This window comes from Streptomyces sp. NPDC047072 (genome assembly GCF_040643855.1).
In the GTDB taxonomy this organism is placed as follows: Bacteria; Actinomycetota; Actinomycetes; order Streptomycetales; family Streptomycetaceae; genus Streptomyces.
The window spans coordinates 1-20,453 of sequence record NZ_JBEYVC010000141.1 but is presented as its reverse complement, the minus strand read 5'-3'; the positions used below and the strand labels follow the sequence as shown (position 1 = coordinate 20,453).

The 20,453-nt window shown below is 69.3% G+C and carries 23 protein-coding genes and 1 tRNA gene; 16 read left to right on the top strand and 8 right to left on the bottom strand.

Annotation, left to right across the window (positions count from 1 at the left end; all coding sequences use genetic code 11):
* The first annotated feature begins 24 nt into the window (after window positions 1–24).
* The 3 genes from ABZ896_RS39140 to ABZ896_RS39130 all read left to right on the top strand — a co-directional run bounded on the left by ABZ896_RS39140 (window position 25) and on the right by ABZ896_RS39130 (window position 1,436).
* Window positions 25–120: a putative leader peptide gene (locus ABZ896_RS39140; protein ID WP_356356993.1), complete on the top strand. Its 96-nt coding sequence runs from the start codon at window positions 25–27 to the stop codon at window positions 118–120.
* 85 nt (window positions 121–205) lie between these two features.
* Complete coding sequence (locus tag ABZ896_RS39135) at window positions 206–484, top strand: MoaD/ThiS family protein (RefSeq protein ID WP_360939813.1); 279 nt, start codon at window positions 206–208, stop codon at window positions 482–484.
* Between the two features lies 1 nt (window position 485).
* The gene (locus tag ABZ896_RS39130) at window positions 486–1,436 is read left to right on the top strand and encodes a cysteine synthase (protein WP_360939811.1); all 951 of its coding nucleotides are present in this window, start codon (window positions 486–488) and stop codon (window positions 1,434–1,436) included.
* A gap of 13 nt (window positions 1,437–1,449) precedes the next feature.
* On the opposite strand, the gene ABZ896_RS39125 is transcribed toward ABZ896_RS39130, so the two are convergent.
* Window positions 1,450–1,887 (bottom strand): type II toxin-antitoxin system PemK/MazF family toxin, encoded by a 438-nt coding sequence (locus tag ABZ896_RS39125; RefSeq protein ID WP_360939809.1) that lies wholly within the window; start codon window positions 1,885–1,887, stop codon window positions 1,450–1,452.
* A gap of 234 nt (window positions 1,888–2,121) precedes the next feature.
* Here ABZ896_RS39125 and ABZ896_RS39120 point away from each other — a divergent pair, with 234 nt between their 5' ends.
* On the top strand, window positions 2,122–2,874 hold the full coding sequence (locus ABZ896_RS39120) for an MBL fold metallo-hydrolase (RefSeq protein WP_360939807.1): 753 nt from the start codon (window positions 2,122–2,124) through the stop codon (window positions 2,872–2,874).
* A gap of 82 nt (window positions 2,875–2,956) precedes the next feature.
* Here ABZ896_RS39120 and ABZ896_RS39115 read toward each other — a convergent pair whose 3' ends face one another.
* Window positions 2,957–4,210, bottom strand: coding sequence for a PTS transporter subunit EIIC (locus ABZ896_RS39115; RefSeq protein WP_360939805.1), 1,254 nt, complete (start codon window positions 4,208–4,210; stop codon window positions 2,957–2,959).
* A gap of 312 nt (window positions 4,211–4,522) precedes the next feature.
* Here ABZ896_RS39115 and ABZ896_RS39110 point away from each other — a divergent pair, with 312 nt between their 5' ends.
* The 4 genes from ABZ896_RS39110 (at window position 4,523) to rdgB (ending at window position 6,808) form a co-directional block, all read left to right on the top strand.
* Complete coding sequence (locus tag ABZ896_RS39110; RefSeq protein ID WP_360939803.1) at window positions 4,523–4,756, top strand: PTS glucose/sucrose transporter subunit IIB; 234 nt, start codon at window positions 4,523–4,525, stop codon at window positions 4,754–4,756.
* 76 nt (window positions 4,757–4,832) lie between these two features.
* A complete protein-coding gene (gene rph, locus ABZ896_RS39105; RefSeq protein WP_360939801.1) occupies window positions 4,833–5,570 on the top strand; it encodes a ribonuclease PH in 738 nt (245 codons plus the stop codon).
* A 166-nt stretch (window positions 5,571–5,736) separates the two neighbouring features.
* Window positions 5,737–6,144 carry a hypothetical protein gene (locus tag ABZ896_RS39100; RefSeq protein ID WP_360939799.1) on the top strand — a complete coding sequence of 136 codons (408 nt, stop codon included), beginning with the start codon at window positions 5,737–5,739 and terminating at the stop codon, window positions 6,142–6,144.
* Between the two features lie 61 nt (window positions 6,145–6,205).
* Complete coding sequence (gene rdgB, locus ABZ896_RS39095) at window positions 6,206–6,808, top strand: RdgB/HAM1 family non-canonical purine NTP pyrophosphatase (protein WP_360939797.1); 603 nt, start codon at window positions 6,206–6,208, stop codon at window positions 6,806–6,808.
* A gap of 38 nt (window positions 6,809–6,846) precedes the next feature.
* Here the strand turns inward: rdgB and ABZ896_RS39090 are convergent.
* The 4 genes from ABZ896_RS39090 to bcp all read right to left on the bottom strand — a co-directional run bounded on the left by ABZ896_RS39090 (window position 6,847) and on the right by bcp (window position 8,851).
* Window positions 6,847–6,929 (bottom strand) — tRNA-Leu (locus ABZ896_RS39090).
* A gap of 15 nt (window positions 6,930–6,944) precedes the next feature.
* Entirely contained in the window at window positions 6,945–7,607 is a 663-nt protein-coding gene (locus ABZ896_RS39085; RefSeq protein WP_360939795.1) for an HNH endonuclease signature motif containing protein, read from the bottom strand.
* On the bottom strand, window positions 7,604–8,245 hold the full coding sequence (locus ABZ896_RS39080) for an HNH endonuclease signature motif containing protein (protein ID WP_360939793.1): 642 nt from the start codon (window positions 8,243–8,245) through the stop codon (window positions 7,604–7,606). Before ABZ896_RS39080 ends, ABZ896_RS39085 begins: the two co-directional genes overlap by 4 nt.
* Before the next feature lie 138 nt (window positions 8,246–8,383).
* Window positions 8,384–8,851 carry a thioredoxin-dependent thiol peroxidase gene (bcp, locus tag ABZ896_RS39075; RefSeq protein WP_360939791.1) on the bottom strand — a complete coding sequence of 156 codons (468 nt, stop codon included), beginning with the start codon at window positions 8,849–8,851 and terminating at the stop codon, window positions 8,384–8,386.
* 93 nt (window positions 8,852–8,944) lie between these two features.
* Here bcp and ABZ896_RS39070 point away from each other — a divergent pair, with 93 nt between their 5' ends.
* Entirely contained in the window at window positions 8,945–9,274 is a 330-nt protein-coding gene (locus ABZ896_RS39070; RefSeq protein ID WP_360939789.1) for a DUF3618 domain-containing protein, read from the top strand.
* Window positions 9,275–9,340: 66 nt separating this feature from the next.
* Window positions 9,341–9,694 (top strand): co-chaperone GroES, encoded by a 354-nt coding sequence (locus ABZ896_RS39065; protein WP_360939787.1) that lies wholly within the window; start codon window positions 9,341–9,343, stop codon window positions 9,692–9,694.
* A gap of 69 nt (window positions 9,695–9,763) precedes the next feature.
* Here ABZ896_RS39065 and ABZ896_RS39060 read toward each other — a convergent pair whose 3' ends face one another.
* On the bottom strand, window positions 9,764–12,175 hold the full coding sequence (locus ABZ896_RS39060) for a transglycosylase domain-containing protein (RefSeq protein WP_360939785.1): 2,412 nt from the start codon (window positions 12,173–12,175) through the stop codon (window positions 9,764–9,766).
* Window positions 12,176–12,377: 202 nt separating this feature from the next.
* On the opposite strand from ABZ896_RS39060, the gene ABZ896_RS39055 reads away from it, so the two are divergent.
* Genes ABZ896_RS39055 through ABZ896_RS39040 form a run of 4 tightly spaced genes read left to right on the top strand, consistent with a single transcriptional unit; the run spans window position 12,378 to window position 15,763 of the window.
* The gene (locus ABZ896_RS39055) at window positions 12,378–13,178 is read left to right on the top strand and encodes an ABC-2 family transporter protein (RefSeq protein ID WP_360939830.1); all 801 of its coding nucleotides are present in this window, start codon (window positions 12,378–12,380) and stop codon (window positions 13,176–13,178) included.
* A complete protein-coding gene (locus tag ABZ896_RS39050) occupies window positions 13,171–13,992 on the top strand; it encodes an ABC transporter permease (RefSeq protein WP_360939783.1) in 822 nt (273 codons plus the stop codon). Before ABZ896_RS39055 ends, ABZ896_RS39050 begins: the two co-directional genes overlap by 8 nt.
* A gap of 10 nt (window positions 13,993–14,002) precedes the next feature.
* Window positions 14,003–14,995, top strand: a complete 993-nt coding sequence (locus ABZ896_RS39045; protein WP_360939781.1) for an ABC transporter ATP-binding protein — start codon at window positions 14,003–14,005, stop codon at window positions 14,993–14,995.
* 33 nt (window positions 14,996–15,028) lie between these two features.
* Window positions 15,029–15,763: a DUF1707 domain-containing protein gene (locus ABZ896_RS39040; RefSeq protein WP_360939779.1), complete on the top strand. Its 735-nt coding sequence runs from the start codon at window positions 15,029–15,031 to the stop codon at window positions 15,761–15,763.
* Window positions 15,764–15,854: 91 nt separating this feature from the next.
* Here ABZ896_RS39040 and ABZ896_RS39035 read toward each other — a convergent pair whose 3' ends face one another.
* Window positions 15,855–17,201: an SGNH/GDSL hydrolase family protein gene (locus ABZ896_RS39035; RefSeq protein ID WP_360939777.1), complete on the bottom strand. Its 1,347-nt coding sequence runs from the start codon at window positions 17,199–17,201 to the stop codon at window positions 15,855–15,857.
* 196 nt (window positions 17,202–17,397) lie between these two features.
* Between ABZ896_RS39035 and ABZ896_RS39030 the strand changes: the two genes are divergently transcribed.
* On the top strand, window positions 17,398–18,732 hold the full coding sequence (locus ABZ896_RS39030; protein ID WP_360939775.1) for a DUF445 domain-containing protein: 1,335 nt from the start codon (window positions 17,398–17,400) through the stop codon (window positions 18,730–18,732).
* A gap of 56 nt (window positions 18,733–18,788) precedes the next feature.
* Window positions 18,789–20,243 (top strand): MFS transporter, encoded by a 1,455-nt coding sequence (locus tag ABZ896_RS39025; RefSeq protein WP_360939773.1) that lies wholly within the window; start codon window positions 18,789–18,791, stop codon window positions 20,241–20,243.
* Window positions 20,244–20,453: the final 210 nt, after the last annotated feature.

Sequence of the window (20,453 nt, the reverse complement as noted above, 5' to 3'; positions counted from 1 at the left end):
ACGGGGAATCGATACGATGACCCCATGGTTTCCCACGACGTGAGCGACAAGACGCCGAGCGTGCTGCTCGTGGCGCGGCTGCACGTCGACCTGTGCAGGCTGAACAGCGCCATCTGTTGACGTTCCCTGCCGCCGAACGGCCGTGAGCCGCGGCGCGCCGTCGCGCGCGCCCACCACCCCTTACTTCCGACAGGAGCCCGCAACCATGGCCATCGAGGTCCGCATCCCGACCATCCTCCGCACCTACACCTCCGGCGAGAAGGCGGTGGAGGGGACCGGGGACACCCTCGCCGAGCTCTTCAACGACCTCGAGACCCGGCACGCGGGCATCCAGGCCCGGATCGTGGACGACGGCAAGCTGCGCCGCTTCGTCAACGTCTACCTCAACGACGAGGACGTCCGCTTCCTGGACAACATCAACACCAAGCTGTCCGACGGCGACACCGTGACGATCCTGCCGGCCGTGGCCGGCGGCATGGTCTGAGATGCGGTACGAGTCCCCGCTGGCCGCGGTCGGCAACACCCCCCTGGTGTGCCTGCCGCGGCTCTCGCCGTCCGAGGACGTCCGCATCTGGGCGAAGCTGGAAGACCGTAACCCCACCGGCTCGGTCAAGGACCGTCCCGCCCTGCACATGATCGAGCAGGCGGAGAAGGACGGCCGGCTGACTCCCGGCTGCACGATCCTGGAGCCGACGTCCGGCAACACCGGCATCTCCCTCGCCATGGCCGCGAAGCTCAAGGGCTACCGCATGGTCTGCGTGATGCCCGAGAACACCTCGCAGGAGCGCCGCGAGCTGCTCGGCATGTGGGGCGCCGAGATCATTCCGTCCCCGGCCGCGGGCGGCTCCAACACCGCCGTACGGGTCGCCAAGGAGCTGTCCGCCGAGCACCCCGACTGGGTGATGCTCTACCAGTACGGCAACCCCGACAACGCGGGCGCCCATTACGCGACGACCGGCCCCGAGATCCTCGCGGACCTCCCGTCCATCACCCACTTCGTCGCGGGCCTCGGCACCACGGGCACGCTGATGGGCGTCGGCCGCTACCTGCGCGAGAACAAGCCGGACGTCAGGATCGTGGCCGCCGAGCCGCGCTACGACGACCTCGTGTACGGCCTCAGGAACCTGGACGAGGGCTTCGTACCGGAGCTGTACGACGCGTCCGTCCTCACGACCCGCTTCTCGGTCGGCTCCGCGGACGCGGTGACCCGCACCCGCGAACTCCTCCAGCAGGAGGGCATCTTCGCGGGCGTCTCCACGGGCGCGGCCCTGCACGCGGCGATCGGCGTCGGCAACAAGGCCGTGAAGGCCGGCGAGAGCGCGGACATCGCGTTCGTCGTGGCGGACGGCGGCTGGAAGTACCTGTCGACGGGCGTGTACACGGCGGCGACGACAGAAGAGGCGATCGAGACGCTGCAGGGGCAGCTCTGGGCGTAGGTGTCGTGGGGCGTCAGCCCGCGAGGTGACGGACCTGATCCCACAGGACCGGGTCCACCACCCCCACCTTCCGGCGGAACTCCCACGCGGGTACGTCCCGCAGCTCGTCCGTCTCCAGGAAGCTCGCCCGCCCCCGGGCGTCCCCCACCGAACCCGGCGGAAGGGGGATCACCCCGGCCTTCTCGTCCCGGTATCTGCTGGTGATCTTCGCGACGGTGATCCGCTCCCCGCGCACCGCGAGCACCAGGCACGGCCGGTCCTTGCCGCCCGGCCCGTCCTCGTACGGCACGTTCGCCCACCAGATCTCGGTCGGCCGCGGCCGCACCCCCGCCGCGGACCGCGACCGCCGGCCCGGGTGACCGCGGTGCCCGCGACCCCAGCCGTCCACCAGCGTCGCGACCAGCGCGAGCAGTACCACCGCCGCGAGCGCGAGCCACCAGGACGTGTCCATGAGGACGACGTTACCGGCGCGCGATCAGCCCCGCGCGCCCTCTGTGCAAGCCGTTAGCGCCCTCACAGTCCCCACGCGCCCCCGGTCCAGCCGAACCGGTGACACCACAGGTGAGTTCCCCCACAACAGCCCTTGGCGGAGGAGCGACCGGACGTTTTGCGCCTTACGCTCGACGGACCGCACGACCCCCGTTCCCACTCCCGAAAGTTCCCCGCCAGCGGAGGTTTCTGCTTTATGAAGCTCACCGTCGTCGGCTGCTCGGGGTCGTTCCCGTCCGCGGAATCGGCCTGCTCGAGCTACCTCGTCGAGGCCGACGGCTTCCGGCTGCTTCTCGACATGGGCAACGGTGCCCTGGGCGAGCTGCAGCGCCACTGCGGTCTCTACGACCTCGACGCGATCTTCCTCAGCCATCTGCACGCCGACCACTGCATCGACATGTGCGCGTACTTCGTCGCGCGCTACTACCGCCACGACGGCGGCCGCTGCGACCCCATCCCGGTCTACGGCCCCGAAGGCACCGAACACCGCCTGACCACGGCCTACGCCGACACGCCCACCGCCTCCTCGATGAGCGAGGTCTTCGACTTCCACACGGTCAAGCCGTCCACGTTCGACGTCGGGCCGTTCCAGGTCCACACCGAACGCGTGGCGCACCCGGTGGAGGCGTACGGCATCCGCGTCGAACACGCCGGCAAGTCGCTGACGTACTCCGGCGACACGGGACTGAGCGGGGCGCTCACCGAACTCGCCCGCGACACCGACCTGTTCCTGTGCGAGGCGGCTTTCACGCACGGCAAGGAGAACATCCCCGACCTGCACCTCAACGGCCGCGAGGCGGGTGAGACGGCGGCCCGTGCGGGCGCCCGCCGCCTGGTCCTCACCCACATCCCCCCGTGGACCGACCCCCAGGTCAACCTCGCCGACGCGCGCGCGGTGTACGACGGCCCGGTGTCCCTGGCGGCACCACGCCAGTCGTACGACATCTGAAGAGCCCGTACGGGGTTCAGGCCCGTACGCACGAGAGGCCCCCGGGACACGTGTCCCCGGGGGCCTCTCTCATGCCGTAGCCCTACGCCTTGGTGAGATCCTCGACTTCCTCCTCGGGCTCGCGGCCCGGGGTGGGGAGGTTCCACTTGATGATGGCGAAGCGGAAGACCGAGTAGTAGATCGCCGCGAAGACCAGGCCGATCGGGATGATCAGCCAAGGCTTGGTGGCCAGGCTCCAGTTGATGCCGTAGTCGATGACACCCGCGGAGAAGTTGAAGCCGTCATGGACGCCCAGTCCCCAGGTGACGGCCATGGACAAGGCCGTCAGCACCGCGTGGATCACGTAGAGGAGCGGGGCGATGAACATGAACGAGAACTCGATCGGCTCGGTCACACCGGTCACGAAGGACGTCAGGGCGAGCGAGACCATCATGCCGGTGACGGCCTTGCGGCGCTCGGGGCGAGCGGTGTGCGCGATGGCCATCGCGGCGGCGGGCAGACCGAACATCATGATCGGGAAGAAGCCGGACATGAACATTCCGGCGGTCGGGTCGCCGTGCAGGAAGCGGTTGTAGTCGCCCGTGTAGACCTGGCCCGCGGCGTCCTTGAACTCGCCGAGCTGGAACCACGCCACCGTGTTCACGAACTGGTGCATGCCGATGGGGATGAGCCCGCGGTTGATCGCGCCGAAGAGGGCGGCACCGAAGGAGCCCAGGCCGGTCATCCACTCGCCGAAGTTGGTGATGCCCTCACCTATGGGCTCCCAGACCAGCCCGAAGAAGACACCGACGAGGATGCCGACGAACGCCATGATGATCGGCACGAGCCGGCGGCCGTTGAAGAAGCCGAGCCAGTCGACCAGCTTCGTGCGGTGGAACCGCTGCCAGAGGACTGCCGAGAGCAGGCCCATGATGATGCCGCCGAGGACACCGGGGTTGTTGTAGGTCGCGGCTATGTCCGCGCCCTTCTGGATCTTGGCTTCGGTGACCGGGAACGACTCCAGGACCTTGCTGTAGACCAGGAAGCCCACGAGCGCGGCGAGGGCGGTCGAGCCGTCGGCCTTCTTGGCGAAGCCGATGGCGACACCGATGCAGAAGAGCATCGGGAGAGCGTTGGTGATCGCGCCGCCCGCGTTGTTGAAGACCGAGGCGACCTTGTCCCAGCCCAGACCGTCGGCCCCGAACACGTCCGGTTGGCCGAGCCGGACGATCAGACCCGCCGCCGGCAGCACGGCGATCGGGAGTTGCAGGCTGCGGCCTACCTTCTGCAGGCCCTGGAACAGGCCTGATCCCCACTTCTTCGTGGGCGCCGCCGAGGGCGCGGTGGCGGTGCTCATAACGCTTCCTCCATCGGGTGGTGGTCTACACCACTCAGTGGTGTAGACCTGTTGTACACGATGGGGCCGTTATAAGGAACCCGTCAGTTCCGCAACCGCAGAGCTACGTTCCGGTGACGTCCTCGACCTCCTCCCCGGGCTCCCGGCCACCGCCGCGCAGCGGCAGCCCACACCGCCGAACTCATCAGTTGGCGACCGCCTGTCAGGTGGTGTAGACCAGTCACGGACGATTGGGTTGCCGTGACGTCATCTTTCGGTGCACACGGCGCGATCGCCCCCGAAGTTGGGCCAACTGTGCATGAGGAGACCGGCATGGCCACCAAGGCAGAGAAGATCGTCGCGGGACTCGGCGGCATCGAGAACATCGAGGAGATCGAGGGCTGCATCACCCGCCTGCGCACCGAGGTCATCGACCCGGGCAAGGTCGACGACGCCGCCCTCAAGGCCGCCGGCGCCCACGGCGTCGTCAAGATGGGCACCGCCGTCCAGGTCGTCATCGGCACCGACGCCGACCCGATCGCGGCGGAGATCGAGGACATGATGTGAGCGGACGGATGTGAGCGGACGGGATGTGAGCTGAGCGGGTCCGGCGCTCACCCGTGAGGCCGATAGGCTCGGCGCCATGTCTCGAATCGACGGCCGCACCCCCGAACAACTCCGCCCGGTCACTATCGAACGCGGCTGGAGCAAGCACGCCGAGGGCTCCGTCCTCGTCTCCTTCGGCGACACGAAGGTCTTCTGCACCGCCTCCGTGACCGAGGGCGTCCCGCGCTGGCGCAAGGGCAGCGGCGAGGGCTGGGTCACCGCCGAGTACTCCATGCTGCCCCGCGCCACCAACACCCGCGGCGACCGCGAGTCCGTCCGCGGCAGGATCGGCGGCCGTACGCACGAGATCAGCCGCCTCATCGGCCGCTCCCTGCGCGCGGTCATCGACTACAAGGCGCTCGGCGAGAACACCATCGTCCTGGACTGCGACGTCCTCCAGGCCGACGGCGGCACGCGTACGGCGGCCATCACCGGCGCCTACGTGGCACTCGCCGACGCCGTCTCCTGGGCCCAGGGCAAGAAGCTGATCAAGGCCGGCCGCCAGCCGCTGACCGGAACGGTCTCCGCGATCTCGGTCGGCATCGTGGGAGGGGTCCCGCTCTTGGACCTCTGCTACGAGGAGGACGTGAAGGCCGACACCGACATGAACGTCGTCTGCACTGGCGACGGCCGCTTCGTCGAGGTCCAGGGCACCGCCGAGGCCGAGCCGTTCGCCCGCGACGAGCTCAACTCCCTGCTGGGCCTGGCCGTCCTGGGCTGCTCGGAACTCGCCGCGCTCCAGAGCAAGGCGCTTGATACGGTCCTCGAAAGGTAAAGGGAAGACCAAGAAGGGCGGTCGTCGCGGGCAACCGTGCCGGCCGCCCCCGCGTCTGAACCAGTACGGGCGCCCGTTGTGCACAGCGGGCGCCCGGCCAGCAACAGGGCCCTGCGAGGCCCGCGACGGGGGGCCCGCGGGTCCGCCCACGGGAGGGAACACATCCATGGCCGCGAGCCGACGCCGCCGTAGTCGCCGTATCGCCACCATCGCCGCCGCCGTGGCCGCCGTCTCACTGACGGTCGGCCTCACCACCGGCTGCGACGCGGTGAACAAGGCGCTCGACTGCGTACAGACCGCCGACGCCATCGCCGACAGCGTCACGGATCTCCAGCAGGCCGTGGAGAACGCCTCCAACGACCCCACGCAGCTGGAGGAGTCCCTCGACTCCATCGACAAGAACCTCGACGAGATCGGCGACAAGACCGACAACGCCGACGTCAACAAGGCGGTCGACGACCTCTCCACGGCCGTGGGCAACGTCCGCTCCTCGGTCGAGAAGGGCGACGCGACCCCCGACCTCAGCCCGATCACGGACGCGGCGGGCGAGCTGACGAAGGTCTGCACGCCGTAGGGCGCGGGCGCTGACAGGGCGGCCGGTACGGAGTGACGGGCCGCCCGCGATACTGGTGGGCATGACCCGCCTGATCCTCGCCACCCGCAACGCCGGGAAGATCACCGAACTGCACGCGATCCTCGCCGACGCGGGGCTGCCCCACGACCTCGTCGGCGCGGACGCGTACCCCGACATCCCCGACGTCAAGGAAACGGGCGTCACCTTCGCCGAGAACGCGCTGCTCAAGGCCCACGCTCTGGCCCAGGCCACCGGCCTGCCCGCGATCGCCGACGACTCCGGCCTCTGCGTCGACGTCCTGAACGGCGCCCCCGGCATCTTCTCCGCCCGCTGGGCCGGCCGCCACGGCGACGACCAGGCGAACCTGGAACTCCTCCTGGCCCAGCTCTCGGACATCGCGGACGAACACCGCGGCGCCCACTTCGCCTGCGCCGCCGCCCTGGCCCTCCCGGACGGCACGGAACGCGTAGTCGAGGGCCGCCTCGAAGGCACCCTCCGCCACACCCCGACCGGCACAAACGGCTTCGGCTACGACCCCATCCTCCAGCCGAACGGCGACACCCGAACCTGCGCGGAACTGACCCCGGCAGAGAAAAACGCGATCAGCCACCGGGGCAAGGCGTTCCGGGCGTTGGTGCCGGTGGTGCGGGAGCTGTTGGACTGAGAGGCGAAGGGGGCCGCCCAGTTGGACGGCCCCCTCTGTGCGGCCGATGGGAGTCGAACCCACATGGGCAAATGCCCCGAGGCACCTAAAACCTCTGCTTATACCATTCAGCAACGGCCGCGCGTGCTCACCCATGCTACCGGGGACGCGGACGATTTCGGCTTCCGCCCCTGCACCACGTACTTGTGATCGCGTGGCAGTTGGGGCAGAGCAACCGCAGGTTCTCTCGCCGGTCGTCGCTCCAGTCCCCGTTGATGTGGTCGACCTCCAGAGTCATGGGCTTGCCGAGCCACTGAGAGCCTGTCCCGCAGTCGGCGCATACCTCGGGAACGCCAACTTCGCGCAGCGCGCGGCGCAGCAGGTGGGTCCTCGTCCGGTGCTTGCCATCGTGCTGGACCAGGATTTGGTCGGGGCGCTTGGCGGGGATCGGGCCTGGCTTGCCCCGCTGGTGTCCTTGCCCTAGGAAGTGTTGCGTCGACAGGTGTTCCTCGGCGATCCACTGACGCATTAGTGCGCGTTGCCTGCCGGTGTCGGGTCGTTCCAGGGTACGCAGTACCTCCGCGATGGAAGCCGACCCGGCGACAGCCGTGCGCAACTGCTCGGTTGTGGGGCGAGGCAGTCTGCACCAGCGGCTGAAGTGCGAGATGTCGATGCCGAAGTGGTCGAAGCGCCTGTAAAGGTGCCAACGTAGATTGCCGTACGGGCGGGTGCCGAAGAAGGCGATGACCTCGTCGATGTCGGAGCACTGGGCGGCAGCCTCGACCAAACGTTCTCGGGTGTACTGCACGTTGCTGCTCACGACGTCCTACCCTTCCCGCGCCCACGATAACTGTCCGTCGTCGAGTGGCAGTTGGGGCACAGGAACCGCAGGTTTTCGATGCGGTTGTCGCGCCAGTTGCCGTCGATGTGATCGACCTCCAGGGGGAGCGGCTGCCCTCGCCAGACCGCTTCCACGCCGCACATGGTGCAGCGCTCCGGCACGCCCGACGCCGTCATCGCCCACCTGAGCCGATCGCTCGGGATACGGCGCTCCTGGCCGATCGGCTGCTCGACAAGCAGACCCTCCGGCGTCCGGGGACGCCAGGCCTTTCCCCGCTGTGTCGGCACCCGGAAGTGCGAGACGTCGATGCCGTACGCCTTGATCCGGCGGCTGATGTGCGTGTGGTGGCCGCCGACGACCTCAAGCCCGAGGTGCCGCAGTACCTCGCACATGTTCGTTGACGCTGAGACTGCCTGCTGGAGGACTTCCCGCGTCCACTTCACCCCCTCCCGCTCGAAGTGCGAGACATCCACGCCGAGCTTCTTCATCCGCTCGAAGACGTACCGCCGTGCCGAGCCCTTCGGATCCACTCCCAAGCTCCGACATGCCTCCGACAACGTCCGAGCCCCCCGAGCCGCCTCCTCGAGCCGCTCCCTCGGATACGCGCTGGCCCCCATATGTTCCCCTCCGATCCCGGCCACACGTTCGCGGCCCGTACGGAGTAACGAGACGTTTATCGGACAGTCACGTCCGAAATGTAAAACGGCCCACACCGGGCATCCCGGGGCGGGCCGCTCGGCGGGAGGTACGGATCCTCAGATACCCAGGTCCTTGATGATCTTTGCCACGTGACCCGTCGCCCGGACGTTGTACAGGGCCCGTTCGACCTTGCCGGACTCGTCCACGATGATCGTGGAGCGGATGACGCCCAGGTAGGTCTTGCCGTAGTTCTTCTTCTCGCCGTAGGCCGCGTAGGCCTCGGTGACCTTCTTGTCGGGGTCTGCCAGGAGGGTGACCTTCAGGGACTCCTTGTCGCGGAATCTGGCCAGCTTCTCCGGGGCGTCCGGGGAGATGCCGATGACGTCGTACCCGGCGCCGGCCAGGACGTCGAGGTTGTCGGTGAAGTCGCAGGCCTGCTTCGTGCAGCCGGGCGTGAGGGCCGCGGGGTAGAAGTAGACGATGACCTTGCGGCCCTTGTGGTCCGACAGGGAGACGTCCTTGCCGTCGGCGTCGGGGAGGGTGAAGGCGGGGGCTACGTCCCCGGGCTGGAGTCGCTCGCTCATCGGACCAGCGTAACCGGGGGTCCTGACAGTGCGGTCGCGCGCGGAACTGACAGACTGTCCAGGACAACCGGAAGCGACTGCGGAGGCCCCATCGTGGCGGACACGTCGGACATCAGAACCCCGGCGCAGATCGAGGCGGACATCAAGCGCCGCCGCGAGACCCTGGCCGAGACGCTCGACGAGATCGGTGTGCGGGTGCACCCCAAGACGATCGTCGGGGACGCCAAGGCGAAGGTCGTCTCCAACATCGACCACACGCTGGGGCGCGCGTACGTCGGCGTCAACAAGGCCGTGACGGACGTGAAGGCCCAGTTCGTGGACGAGGAGGGCGCGCCCCGGCTGGAGCGCCTCGTCCCGGTCGCCCTGGTCGTCGTCGGGGTCGTGGGGCTGCTCGCCCTGGGTACCCGGCGCCGAAAGGGCTGACCCGGCGACCGCAAGGGCCGACCCGGCCGCGTACGGATCCTCGTCGGACAGGTAGGTTTCTGAGCCGTGAGCGCCAACAGAAACGACAGCACCCATCACGACAAGCTGCCCATCCGGATGCTGCACGACCGTGTTCTCGTGCGGCAGGAGAACGGCGAGGGCGAGCGGCGTTCGGGCGGCGGCATCCTGATCCCCGCCACGGCGGCCGTGGGCCGTCGGCTGGCCTGGGCCGAGGTCGTCGCCGTGGGGCAGAACGTCCGCACGGTCGAGCCGGGGGACCGCGTGCTGTACGACCCCGAGGACCGGGCCGAGGTGGAGGTCCGCGGAGTGCCGTACGTGCTGATGCGGGAGCGCGACCTGCACGCGGTCGCCGCGGACCGCTTCGAGGGCTCCGAGGACTCGACGGGCCTGTACCTGTAGAGCACCGAAAGGGGCTGGTGACCGTGGTCACCAGCCCCTTTCGTCTTCCCGCGGCCTTCCCGGGCCCGGCTACGTGCCCGGGCCGCCGCCCGCGCTCGTCCCCACCGTGTCCCCGGTTCCGCTGCTGGTGCCGGTCGTCGTGCCGCCGTCGTCCGTCGACCCTTCGGTGGTCCCGGTTCCGCTGCTGGTGCCGGTCGTCGTGCCGCCGTCGTCCGTCGATCCCTCGGTGGTCCCGGTTCCGCTGGTGGTACCCGCCGTGGTGCCGCCGTCGTCCGTGGAGCCGGCGGACGTGCCGGTGCCGCCGTTGTCCTGGCCCTGGGTCTGCCCCTGGGTCTGGCCCTGGGTGTCGTCGCCGGTGGCGCCGCCGTTGTCCTGACCGCCGTTGTCCTGGCCCTCGGTGGTCGGGGTGGCCGGCGGCTGGGTGGCGGGGGCCTGGACCTCGGCGCCCGCCTGGAGTTCGAGGTCGAAGTCGTGCTCCGGTACGCCCTTGAGGGCGGCCTTGGTGTACTGCGCCCAGATCTCGGTGGGCGGCCCGCCGCCGTTGACGCGGGCCAGGCCCATCGCGCCGTAGAGCGACTTGTGCTCGGCGGTCTTCGGGTCCTGGCCCATCACGGAGACGACGGTGGCGAGGTCGGGGGTGTAGCCCGCGAACCAGGCGGCCTGGTCCTCCTCGGCGGTGCCGGTCTTGCCCGCCGCCGGGCGGTCGACCGCCTGGGCGGCGGTCGCGGTGCCGCCCTCGATCACGCTCTGCAGGACCTTGGTGGTGGTGTCGGCGGCCTCGCGGCTGACGGCCTGGCGGGTCGCGCGCTTGGGCAGCTCGACGCTCTCCTCGCCGTCCTTGGTGATCTTCTTGATCATCGTGTACGTGCCGTGCTTGCCGTGGTTGGCGAGGGTCGCGTAGGCCTCCGCCATGTCGAGCACGCTCGCGGTGTTCACGCCGAGCGCGATGGACGGCGTGGCGGTCAGGTCGGGGGTGTCGGACGGGATGCCCAGGTCGATCGCGGTCTGCTCGACCTTCTGCGGGCCGACGTCGACCGCCATCTGCGCGTACACGGAGTTGACGGACTTGTCGGTGGCGGTGCGGACCGTGATGTTCCCGTAGGACATCTGGTCCTCGTTCTCCGGGGCGTAGGAGCCGCCGCTCCAGCCCACCACGGAGCGCTTGTTGGTGCCGTCGTAGTAGGTGTTCGGGGTGATCAACTGGCCGTTCTGGGTCTCGGACTTGTTCTGGACGGCCGCGGTGAAGACGAACGGCTTGAAGCTGGAGCCGACCTGGAAGTCGCCGCGGGTCGCGCCGTTCGTGTACTGCTTGACGTAGTCGATGCCGCCGTACATCGCGACGACCTCGCCGGTCTTCGGGTCGACCGAGGCGCCGCCCGCGCGGACGTAGTTGTCGACCTTGTTGTTCTTCTTGTTGAGCTTCGACATCACCTGGTCGTTGACGGCCTTCACGAAGGCGTTCTGCTTGCTCTTCTGGATCGTCGTGGTGATGCGGTAGCCGCCGGTCTGCAACTGGTCGGCGGTGAGGATCTTGTTCTTGGCGAGGTAGTCCTTGACCGCCTCGACGAGGTAGCCGCGCTGCCCGGACATACCGGTGGACAGGGTCTGCTCCTTGGGCATCGGGAACTTCAGGCCCGCCCGCTTCGACTCGGCGAGCCAGCCCTTCTTGACCATGCCGTCCAGGACGTAGTTCCAGCGGGCCTCGGCGGCCGCCTTGTTCTCCGGGTGCGCGACGACGTCGTACTCACTGGGCGCGTTGACCAGCGCGGCGAGGTAGGCGGCGCGGGCCGGGTCGAGGTCGACGGCGTCCACGCCGTAGTAGGCCTGGGCGGCGGCCTGGATACCGTAGGCGCTGCGGCCGAAGTAGCTGGTGTTGAGGTAGCCCTCCAGGATCTCGTCCTTGGACTTCTCGCGGTCCAGCTTGATCGAGATGAAGAACTCCTTGGCCTTGCGGGTGACCGTCTGCTCCTGGGCCAGGTAGTAGTTCTTCACGTACTGCTGGGTGATCGTGGAGCCGGACTGCTTGCCCTTGCCGGTCGCGGTGTTCCAGCCGGCGCGCAGCATCGCCTTCGGGTCGATCGCGGACTCGGAGTAGAAGTCGCGGTCCTCGGCGGCGAGGACGGCGTGCTGGGCGTCCTTGGAGACCTGGGCGAGGGAGACGTTCTCGCGGTTGACCTCGCCGTCGCGGGCGAGCTGGCTGCCGTCCGCGTAGAGGTAGACGTTGGACTGCTTGGTGGCGAGGGCGTTGGCCGGCGGGATCTTCACCATGGAGTAGCCGAGGAAGAACAGGCCCGCCACGACGAGCACGCCGAGGATGAAGGTGCCGAGCACCATGCGCCAGGTGGGGATCAGCCGCCGCCACCCGGTGCGCTTGCGCTTGGCCTTCTTGCCCTCGGGGCCCATGGGGCCACCGAGCGTGTCGGCCGCCTGCGGTTCTCGTGGTGCCCAGCCCTGGTTCGGCTGCTGCGGCTCGTCGCTCATGTCGTGCACGGACTCCTGATTCGCACCGTACGTTCCCGTACGCCTCGTTACGCGTTCTGCGCCCCCAATCGAAGACTCTCGCACCACGCGTTCCGTTCCCGATCGCGGCACGCGTCCGCCCGGAAAATTGCGTGGCGTACGTCACCACCGCCGGACTAGGCTCCTGCGCTTCGGTGTCCGGCGGGCTGGGAGGGCTGTGGATGTGGGGTCCGGGCGGTTGTACGTGGCCGTCGCGGTGGGAGGGTTCAGGCGGTACGCGACCTATCGGGCGGCGACGGCGGCTGGAGTCTTCACCAACACCGTCTTCGGCGTGATCCTCGTCTACACCTATCTCGCGCTGTGGGACGAGAAACCGCACCTCGGGGGGTACGACCAGACACAGGCCGTCACCTATGTGTGGCTCGGGCAGTGTCTGTACGCGATGCTGGCGATCCAGGGCGGCGGCGTCGAGAAGGACCTGATGGAGCGCATCCGCACCGGTGCGATCGCGGTCGATCTCTACCGGCCGGTCGACCTCCAACTGTGGTGGCTGGCGAGCGACTTGGGCCGGGCGGTGTTCCAGATGATCGGCCGGGGCGTGATCCCGTTCCTGTTCGGCGCGCTGTTCTTCCCGATGGCCCTGCCCGCCGACGTCACCTCCTGGGCGGCCTTCCTGGTGGCGCTGCTGCTGGCGATGGTGGTCAGCTTCGCGATCCGCTACCTGGTGGCGCTGAGCGCGTTCTGGCTGCTGGACGGCACGGGCGTCAACCAGGCCATGATGATCACCGGGATCTTCTTCTCGGGCATGGTGCTGCCGCTCAACGCCTTCCCCCCGGCGCTCGGCGACGTCGTACGGCTGCTGCCGTGGGCGGCGCAGCTCCAGGTGCCGGCGGACGTCCTGATGGGGGAGAGCGCCCCGCTCGGGGCGTACGCCTTCCAGGCGGTGTGGGCGGTGGCGCTGCTGGCGGCCGGGCGGCTGGTGCAGTCGGCGGCGACGCGGAGGGTGGTGGTCCAGGGTGGCTGAGACGTCTCGCGTGACGGAGGGCCTCAGGGCCTACGGCCTGATCGCCGGGATGTGGGTGCGGTCCAGCATGACCTACCGCACCTCCTTCGTCCTCACGGTCCTCGGCAACCTGCTGGTGACCGGCCTGGACTTCGCGACGATCCTGCTGATGTTCACGCAGGTCGACTCGCTGGGCGGCTGGTCGCTGCCCGAAGTCGCCCTGCTGTACGGCCTGTCGGCGACGGCGTTCGGTGTCGCCGACCTCGTCCTCGGCTCGATGGACGTCCTGGGCTCCCGGATCCGCGACGGCTCCTTCGACACCCTGCTGGTGCGCCCCGCGCCGGTGCTCGCGCAGATCGGCGCCGACCACTTCGCGCTGCGGCGCCTGGGCCGGATCTCCCAGGGCGCGCTGGTGCTGGGGTACGCGCTGCTCTCCGTGGACGTCGAATGGACCCCGGTCAAGGTGCTGCTGGTGCCGGTGATGCTGGTCAGCGGCGCGGTGATCTTCTGCTCGCTGTTCGTGGCGGGCGCGGCCTTCCAGATCGTTGCGCAGGACGCGGCGGAGGCGCAGAACGCGTTCACGTACGGCGGGACCACGCTGTTGCAGTATCCGCCGACCGTGTTCGGCAAGGACATGGTGCGCGGCCTGACCTTCCTGGTGCCGCTCGCCTTCGTCAACTGGGTGCCCGCCGCCTACGTGCTGGGGCGGCCGTACCCCATCGGCCTGCCGGAGTGGACGGCCTTCGCGGGCCCGCTGGTGGCGGCGGGCTGCTGTGCGCTGGCCGGTCTGGCCTGGCGGTCGAGTCTGAAGTCGTATCGGAGCACGGGAAGTTAGCGAGCGGGCCATGGACACATTCACCGGCGACACATTCACCGACGACGCCTTCATCGAACTCGACGGCGTCGAGAAGGTCTTCGACGTACGCAGGAAGACCGGCTTCCTCAAGCGGGAGCGGAAGCAGGTGCGGGCGGTCGACTCGCTCTCCTTCACCGTGGCCCGCGGCGAGATGGTCGGCTACATCGGCCCCAACGGCGCCGGGAAGTCGACCACCATCAAGATGCTCACCGGCATCCTCACCCCCTCCGGCGGCCGACTGCGGGTGGCCGGCATCGACCCGTCCCGCGAGCGCACCCGGCTCGCACACCGCATCGGCGTGGTCTTCGGCCAGCGCACCACCCTGTGGTGGGACCTCCCGCTGATCGACTCCTACAAGCTGATGCACCGCATGTACCGCATCCCCGACGACCGGTACCGCGAGAACCTCGACCGCTGCGTCCAACTCCTCGAAATGGGCGACCTGTTGGACGTTCCGGTACGGCAGCTGTCGCTCGGCCAGCGGATGCGGGGCGACATCGCGGCGGCCCTGCTGCACGACCCCGAGATCCTCTACCTCGACGAACCGACGATCGGCCTTGACGTCATCTCCAAGGCCAAGGTGCGGGAGTTCCTGCGGGAGTTGAACGCCGAGCGCGGCACGACGGTCCTGCTCACCACCCATGACCTCCAGGACATCGAGCAGTTGTGCTCCCGGGTGATGGTCATCGACCACGGGCGCCTCATGTACGACGGCCCCCTCGCCGGCCTGCACGAGGTCGGCGAGAGCGAGCGCACGCTCGTCGTGGACCTGGAGCGGGAACTGCCGCCGATCGAGGCGGCACCGGCGCGGGTGGTGCGGGTGGAGGGGCCGCGGCAGTGGCTGGCGTTCCCCGCGGGGGAGTCGGCGGCGGCGCTGGTGGCACGGGTCGCGGCGGAGTACCCGCTGGTGGACCTCTCCGTGCGGGAGCCGGACATCGAGGCGGTGATCGCGAAGATGTACGCGGAGAAAGCGGTCTCGTAGCCGTGGCACGGGGTTGCTCGTAGTCTGCCCTGCATGACCGACGAACTCCCGGAACTCCGGGCTTCCGATGCCGATCGTGAGCGAGTCGCCGAGGTCCTGCGGGACGCCCTTGCCGAAGGGCGCCTCGACATGGAGGAGTTCGAGGAGCGTCTGGACGCGACGTACAAGGCGCGCACCTACGGCGAACTCACGCCCATCACCCGGGACTTGCCGGCCGCTCCCCGCGTCGACATGGTGAAGCGGCCCGAACCGGACGGGAGTTGGGCGTCCCGGATCGTCGGCGGCGAGGGGTCGTCGACCGGGGGCGTCGCCATCATGTCCGGGTTCGAGCGCAAGGGGCGCTGGACCGTGCCCCGGAGGTTCACCTGCTTCGCCTTCTGGGGCGGGGGTGTGATCGATCTGCGCGAGGCGAACTTCGCGGACCGTGAGGTCGAGATCAACTGCGTCGCGGTCATGGGCGGGGTGCAGGTGCTTGTGCCGCCGGGGGTCGAGGTGGTGGTCCGGGGGGTCGGGATCATGGGTGGGTTCGACCACCGGGAGGACGGGGTTCCGGGGGAGCCGGGGGCGCCTCGGGTGGTCGTGAGCGGGTTCGCGTTCTGGGGTGGGGTGGGGGTCGAGCGGAAGCGGACTCGGGAGCAGCGCCGGCAGGAGAAGCTGGACCGTCGGGCGGCGGTGCGGGATGCGCATCAGCGGATGTTGGAGGGGCGTCACGAGATGCGGCATGAGCGGGAGCGGGACCGGGACCGGCGGCGCCGGGGGGAGCGGTGAGCGCGGTGCGTTTGCGGGTGCGGCGCCGTTGGGGCTGGTCGCGCCCACGCGGCGGAGCCGCAAATCGATACAGCCCCGCGCCCCTGAAGTGTCATAGCTGGGCCGGTACTGAGCCCTTCAGGGCGTTCAGGTCGAAGTACTGCGCCATGCGTTCGTAGCCCTTGTCGCTCGGGTGCAGGTGGTCGCCTGAGTCGTACACGGCACGGAACTTTCTGGGGTCGTAGGGATCCCGTACCGCCTTGTCGAAGTCGACCACCTCGTCGTAGACCCTGCCCTTGCGGATCTCCGCGTTGACCTGCTCGCGGACCTCTTCGCGGGCCTCCGTCCAGCCCCTGTGGCCGCCGGACGGCATCAGCGTGGCGCCGATCACCTTGATGCCGTGGGTGTGGGCCTGGTGGACCAGGGTGCGGAGGCCCGCGACGATGGCCTTCGGGTCGGCGAGTTTTTTGTTGCGGCCGATGTCGTTGATGCCGAGGTCGATGACGACGACCTTGACGTTGGGGCGGTCCAGGACGTCTCGGGTGAAGCGGTCCACGCCTGCCTGGTTCTCGGGGGTGGGGGCCTGGCCCGCGGGGCCGTTCTTGAGGACCTGGTTGCCGCCGATGCCCGCGTTGACGACGCTGTAGCGGGGGAGGCCGCGGCCTTCCGCGAGTGCTTCGCTCAGGCGTCGGGAGAGATAGTCGGGCCAGCGGTGGTTGGCGTTGAGCGTGGAGTTCTTGCCGTCGGTGAGCGAGTCGCCGAAGGCCACGACCGTGCCCTCGGCGCCGTGGCTGAGGACGTCCACGGCGGTGACGTAGCGCCAGTGGTCGGTCGGCTGGGTGTACGCCGTGCCGGTCACGTCCTCGGTGAGGTCGCCGTCGGCGGCGTACGAGATCTGGCGGGCCGTCGGGTGGTAGGTGACCGGGCCGGCCGGGACCGGGGAGTACGTGGTGACCAGGAGGTCGGCGCCGGCCGGGACGGTCAGGGCGACCGCGTCGCTGAGGACCTGCGCGCCGGCCGCCACGACGACCGTCGTGCTGCCGCCGAAGGTCAGCCGGCGCATGGTGTCGGCGACCGCGGCGGCCGTCCCGGTGCCGGAGGCCAGCGCGAGAGAGGCGTGGGTGATCGTCAGCGCGGACCGGCCGTAGAGATTGGACAGCGTCACGCGGGCACTCGTACCGCCGACGCCGCTGTGCACGACATTGCGGAGCGAGCGGCCCGCGAGGCCGTCGGTCGCGGTGCCGGGCTCGGCGCCGACCGGGGCGGCGGACCAGGCGCCGACCCACAGGCTGGTGGACGCGGGTGCGGCGGAGGGGTGGCCGGGGCGGGCGCCGGACAGTTCCGAGGTGCGGTCCGTGGTGCCGCTGTCGGCCGCCACGGAGACGTAGATCGCGGTGGAAAGGGCCACGATCACGGCGACGATCGCGGTGAGCAGGGCGAAACCATGACGCCGGGTCATGTGGTGCTGTTCTCCTAGGGCGATGGGAGCCCGGGGCTCCGATCTGATGAACCCATGATGCGGCATGGATCTCGGGGAGGCGGACCGGACCCCCTGCCGTTCCCTCGTCCGGGCTGACGTCGGGAACTCCTGTTCCGTTCCGGGAGTCGGTCAGGAAGGGACAATGTGTGCAGGGGATCACGAACGGGTGGAGTGAATGGACCGTACGACAGTGGATGACAAGGGGGCACCTCCCGCGGGCGGGGTGCCCGCCGCGGCCGCGCGTGCCATGAACACCTTCAGCGCCGCCGACCTGGAGAAACAGCGTGGCGTACGGCGCATGAAGCTCACCGCGACCGGGCTGCTGCTCTTCGTCGCCCTGGTGTACGTCCTCGCCAAGTGGGCCTCCCACGAGGGTGCCGGTGCCTGGGCGGACTACGTCGCCGCGGCCGCCGAGGCCGGCATGGTCGGTGCGATGGCCGACTGGTTCGCGGTCACCGCCCTCTTCCGGCACCCGCTGGGTCTGCCGATCCCGCACACCGCGATCATCCCGACCAAGAAGGACCAGCTCGGGGTGTCGCTGGGCGAGTTCGTCGGCGAGAACTTCCTCTCCGAGGACGTCGTACGGCAGCGGCTGCGGGCCGTCGGCATCGGCAGCCGGCTGGGCGCGTGGCTGGCCGAGCCCGAGCACGCCGACCGGGTCACCGCGGAGCTGTCGGCGGCGCTGCGGGGGGCGCTGACCGTGCTGCGGGACTCCGACGTGCAGGCGGTCGTCGGCGAGGCGATCACGCGGCGGGCCGACGCCCAGGAGATCGCACCGGGCATCGGGAAGATGCTGGAGAAGATCGTCGCGGACGGGGGGCACCGGCGGGTCGTCGACCTGGTGGTCACGCGGGCCCATGACTGGCTGGTGCTCCACGACGAGCAGGTCATGGACGCGGTGCAGGGCGGCGCGCCCGGCTGGACGCCCCGTTTCGTAGACAAGAAGGTCGGCGAGCGGGTCTACAAGGAGCTGCTGCGGTTCGTCACGGAGATGCGGGACATGCCCTCGCACCCGGCGCGCGGGGCGCTCGACCGGTTCCTGCGGGACTTCGCCTCCGACCTCCAGTCCGACACGGACACCCGCGCGCGCGTGGAGCGGCTCAAGGGCGAGGTGCTGGGGCGGGGCGAGGTGCAGGACCTGATCGCGTCCGCCTGGACCGCCGTACGCTCGATGATCGTGTCCGCGGCCGAGGACGAGCGCAGTGAGCTGCGGCTGCGGGTGCGGGCGTCGCTGCTGTCGCTGGGGGCGCGGATGGCCGTAGAACCGAAGGTGCAGGCCAAGGTCGACGGGTGGGTCGAGGGGGCCGCGGTGTACGTGGTGACCACCTACCGGCGGGAGATCACCTCCCTGATCACCGACACGGTGGCCGGGTGGGACGCCGAGCACACCACGCGGAAGATCGAGGCGAACATCGGGCGGGATCTGCAGTTCATCCGGATCAACGGCACGGTGGTGGGGTCGTTGGCGGGGTTGCTGATCTTTGCGGTGTCGCGGGTGGTGGGGGCGTAGGAGGGTCGGCCGGGGGCACCCGGGTGGGGTTCGCTCGACGAGGAGGGAGCCCTTCCGTGACCACAGCGCAGGCCGATACCGGTCGTACCGTCACGACGAACATCCCCGCCAGGCTCGACCGGCTGCCGTGGTCGCGGTGGCACTGGACGATCGTCATCGGGCTCGGGACCGTGTGGATCCTCGACGGTCTGGAAGTCACCGTCGTCGGGAACATCGCGGGGCGGTTGTCCGAGCCGGGCAGTGGGCTTGCCATCTCGTCCGGGCAGGTCACCGGGATCGCGGCGGCGCTGTATGTGGCCGGGGCGTGTGTCGGGGCGCTCTTCTGGGGGCGGCTGACGGACAAATGGGGGCGGAAACGGCTCTTCATGATCACGCTGGCCGTGTATCTCGCGGCGACCGCGTTGACGGCCGTCTCCTTCGAGTCGTGGTGGTTCTTCCTGTTCCGGTTCCTGACCGGGTTCGGGATCGGGGGCGAGTACGCGGCGATCAACTCCGCGATCGACGAGCTGATTCCGGCGGAGTACCGGGGGCGGGTCGATCTGATGATCAACGGGAGTTTCTGGCTGGGGGCGGTCGGGGGGTCGCTGCTGTCGATCGTCGCGCTGGACACGGGGTTTCTGCCGAAGGATGTGGGGTGGCGGCTGACGTTCGCGCTGGGGGCGGTGCTGGCGTTGGTGATTCTGTTGGTGCGGCGGCATGTGCCGGAGAGTCCGCGGTGGTTGCTGATCCATGGGCGGGACGAGGAGGCGGAGCGGATCGTGTCCTCGATCGAGGAGCGGGTGGTGGCGGAGAAGGGGGAGCCGTTGCCGCGTGCCGAGGGGACGATCAGGATTCACCAGCGGCGCAGTGTCACGTTCGTCGAGATCGGGCGGACGGTGTTCTCGCGGTACCGGCGGCGGGCCGTGCTGGGGTTCTCGCTCTTCATCGGGCAGGCGTTCCTGTACAACGCGATCACGTTCGGGTTCGGGGCGATCCTCACGACGTTCTACGACGTGCCGACCGGGAACACCGGGTACTACTTCGCCGTCATCGCGGTCGGGAACTTCTGTGGGCCGCTGGTGCTGGGGAAGCTGTTCGACACGGTGGGGCGGCGGGTGATGATCTCGTCTACGTATCTGCTGTCGGGGCTGCTGCTGTTCGGTACGGCGTGGTTGTTCGACCGGGGGTCGCTGACGGCGGGGTCGTTGACGGCGTGTTGGTGTGCGGTGCTGTTCTTCGCGTCGGCGGGGGCGTCGAGTGCGTACCTCACGGTGTCCGAGGTGTTCCCGATGGAGACTCGGGCGATGTCGATCGCGTTCTTCTATGCGTTGGGGACGGCGGCGGGTGGGATCAGTGGGCCGCTGTTGTTCGCCGACCTTACGGAGACGGGGCGGGTGGGGGACACGGTGTTGGCGTTTCAGATCGGGGCGGGGTTGATGTGTGTGGCGGGGTTGGTGGCGGCGGTGTTGGCTGTGCGGGCGGAGAGGCGGTCGTTGGAGGATGTGGCCAAGCCGTTGACTGCGGTGGCGTGAGGCGGGGGTTGTCTGCGGGTTCGGTGGGGGCGGGCGTTTTGCGCAGTTCCCCGCGCCCCTAAAAACACGCCTACGGTTCGGTGGGGGGTCGGGGCCGGGGGCGGGGGGTATCCGTCCTCGGTCCGGCGGTGCTGTCGATTGAGAAGTGCAGGGCAATGGACGCCGGCCGCTGCGGGCGGACACCCCCCGCCCCCGTCCCCTCACCGCCGT

Coding starts and splice junctions, on each gene's coding strand:
- ABZ896_RS39080 (WP_360939793.1), bottom strand. CDS start 8,245: ATGGGGGCCAGCGCGTATCCGAGGGAGCGGCTCGAGGAGGCGGCTCGG.
- ABZ896_RS39115 (WP_360939805.1), bottom strand. CDS start 4,210: ATGAGCACCGCCACCGCGCCCTCGGCGGCGCCCACGAAGAAGTGGGGA.
- ABZ896_RS39120 (WP_360939807.1), top strand. CDS start 2,122: ATGAAGCTCACCGTCGTCGGCTGCTCGGGGTCGTTCCCGTCCGCGGAA.
- bcp (WP_360939791.1), bottom strand. CDS start 8,851: ATGAGCGAGCGACTCCAGCCCGGGGACGTAGCCCCCGCCTTCACCCTC.
- ABZ896_RS39040 (WP_360939779.1), top strand. CDS start 15,029: ATGACCGACGAACTCCCGGAACTCCGGGCTTCCGATGCCGATCGTGAG.
- ABZ896_RS39035 (WP_360939777.1), bottom strand. CDS start 17,201: ATGACCCGGCGTCATGGTTTCGCCCTGCTCACCGCGATCGTCGCCGTG.
- rdgB (WP_360939797.1), top strand. CDS start 6,206: ATGACCCGCCTGATCCTCGCCACCCGCAACGCCGGGAAGATCACCGAA.
- ABZ896_RS39125 (WP_360939809.1), bottom strand. CDS start 1,887: ATGGACACGTCCTGGTGGCTCGCGCTCGCGGCGGTGGTACTGCTCGCG.
- ABZ896_RS39045 (WP_360939781.1), top strand. CDS start 14,003: ATGGACACATTCACCGGCGACACATTCACCGACGACGCCTTCATCGAA.
- ABZ896_RS39100 (WP_360939799.1), top strand. CDS start 5,737: ATGGCCGCGAGCCGACGCCGCCGTAGTCGCCGTATCGCCACCATCGCC.
- ABZ896_RS39030 (WP_360939775.1), top strand. CDS start 17,398: ATGGACCGTACGACAGTGGATGACAAGGGGGCACCTCCCGCGGGCGGG.
- ABZ896_RS39060 (WP_360939785.1), bottom strand. CDS start 12,175: ATGAGCGACGAGCCGCAGCAGCCGAACCAGGGCTGGGCACCACGAGAA.
- ABZ896_RS39135 (WP_360939813.1), top strand. CDS start 206: ATGGCCATCGAGGTCCGCATCCCGACCATCCTCCGCACCTACACCTCC.
- ABZ896_RS39140 (WP_356356993.1), top strand. CDS start 25: ATGGTTTCCCACGACGTGAGCGACAAGACGCCGAGCGTGCTGCTCGTG.
- ABZ896_RS39130 (WP_360939811.1), top strand. CDS start 486: ATGCGGTACGAGTCCCCGCTGGCCGCGGTCGGCAACACCCCCCTGGTG.
- ABZ896_RS39110 (WP_360939803.1), top strand. CDS start 4,523: ATGGCCACCAAGGCAGAGAAGATCGTCGCGGGACTCGGCGGCATCGAG.
- rph (WP_360939801.1), top strand. CDS start 4,833: ATGTCTCGAATCGACGGCCGCACCCCCGAACAACTCCGCCCGGTCACT.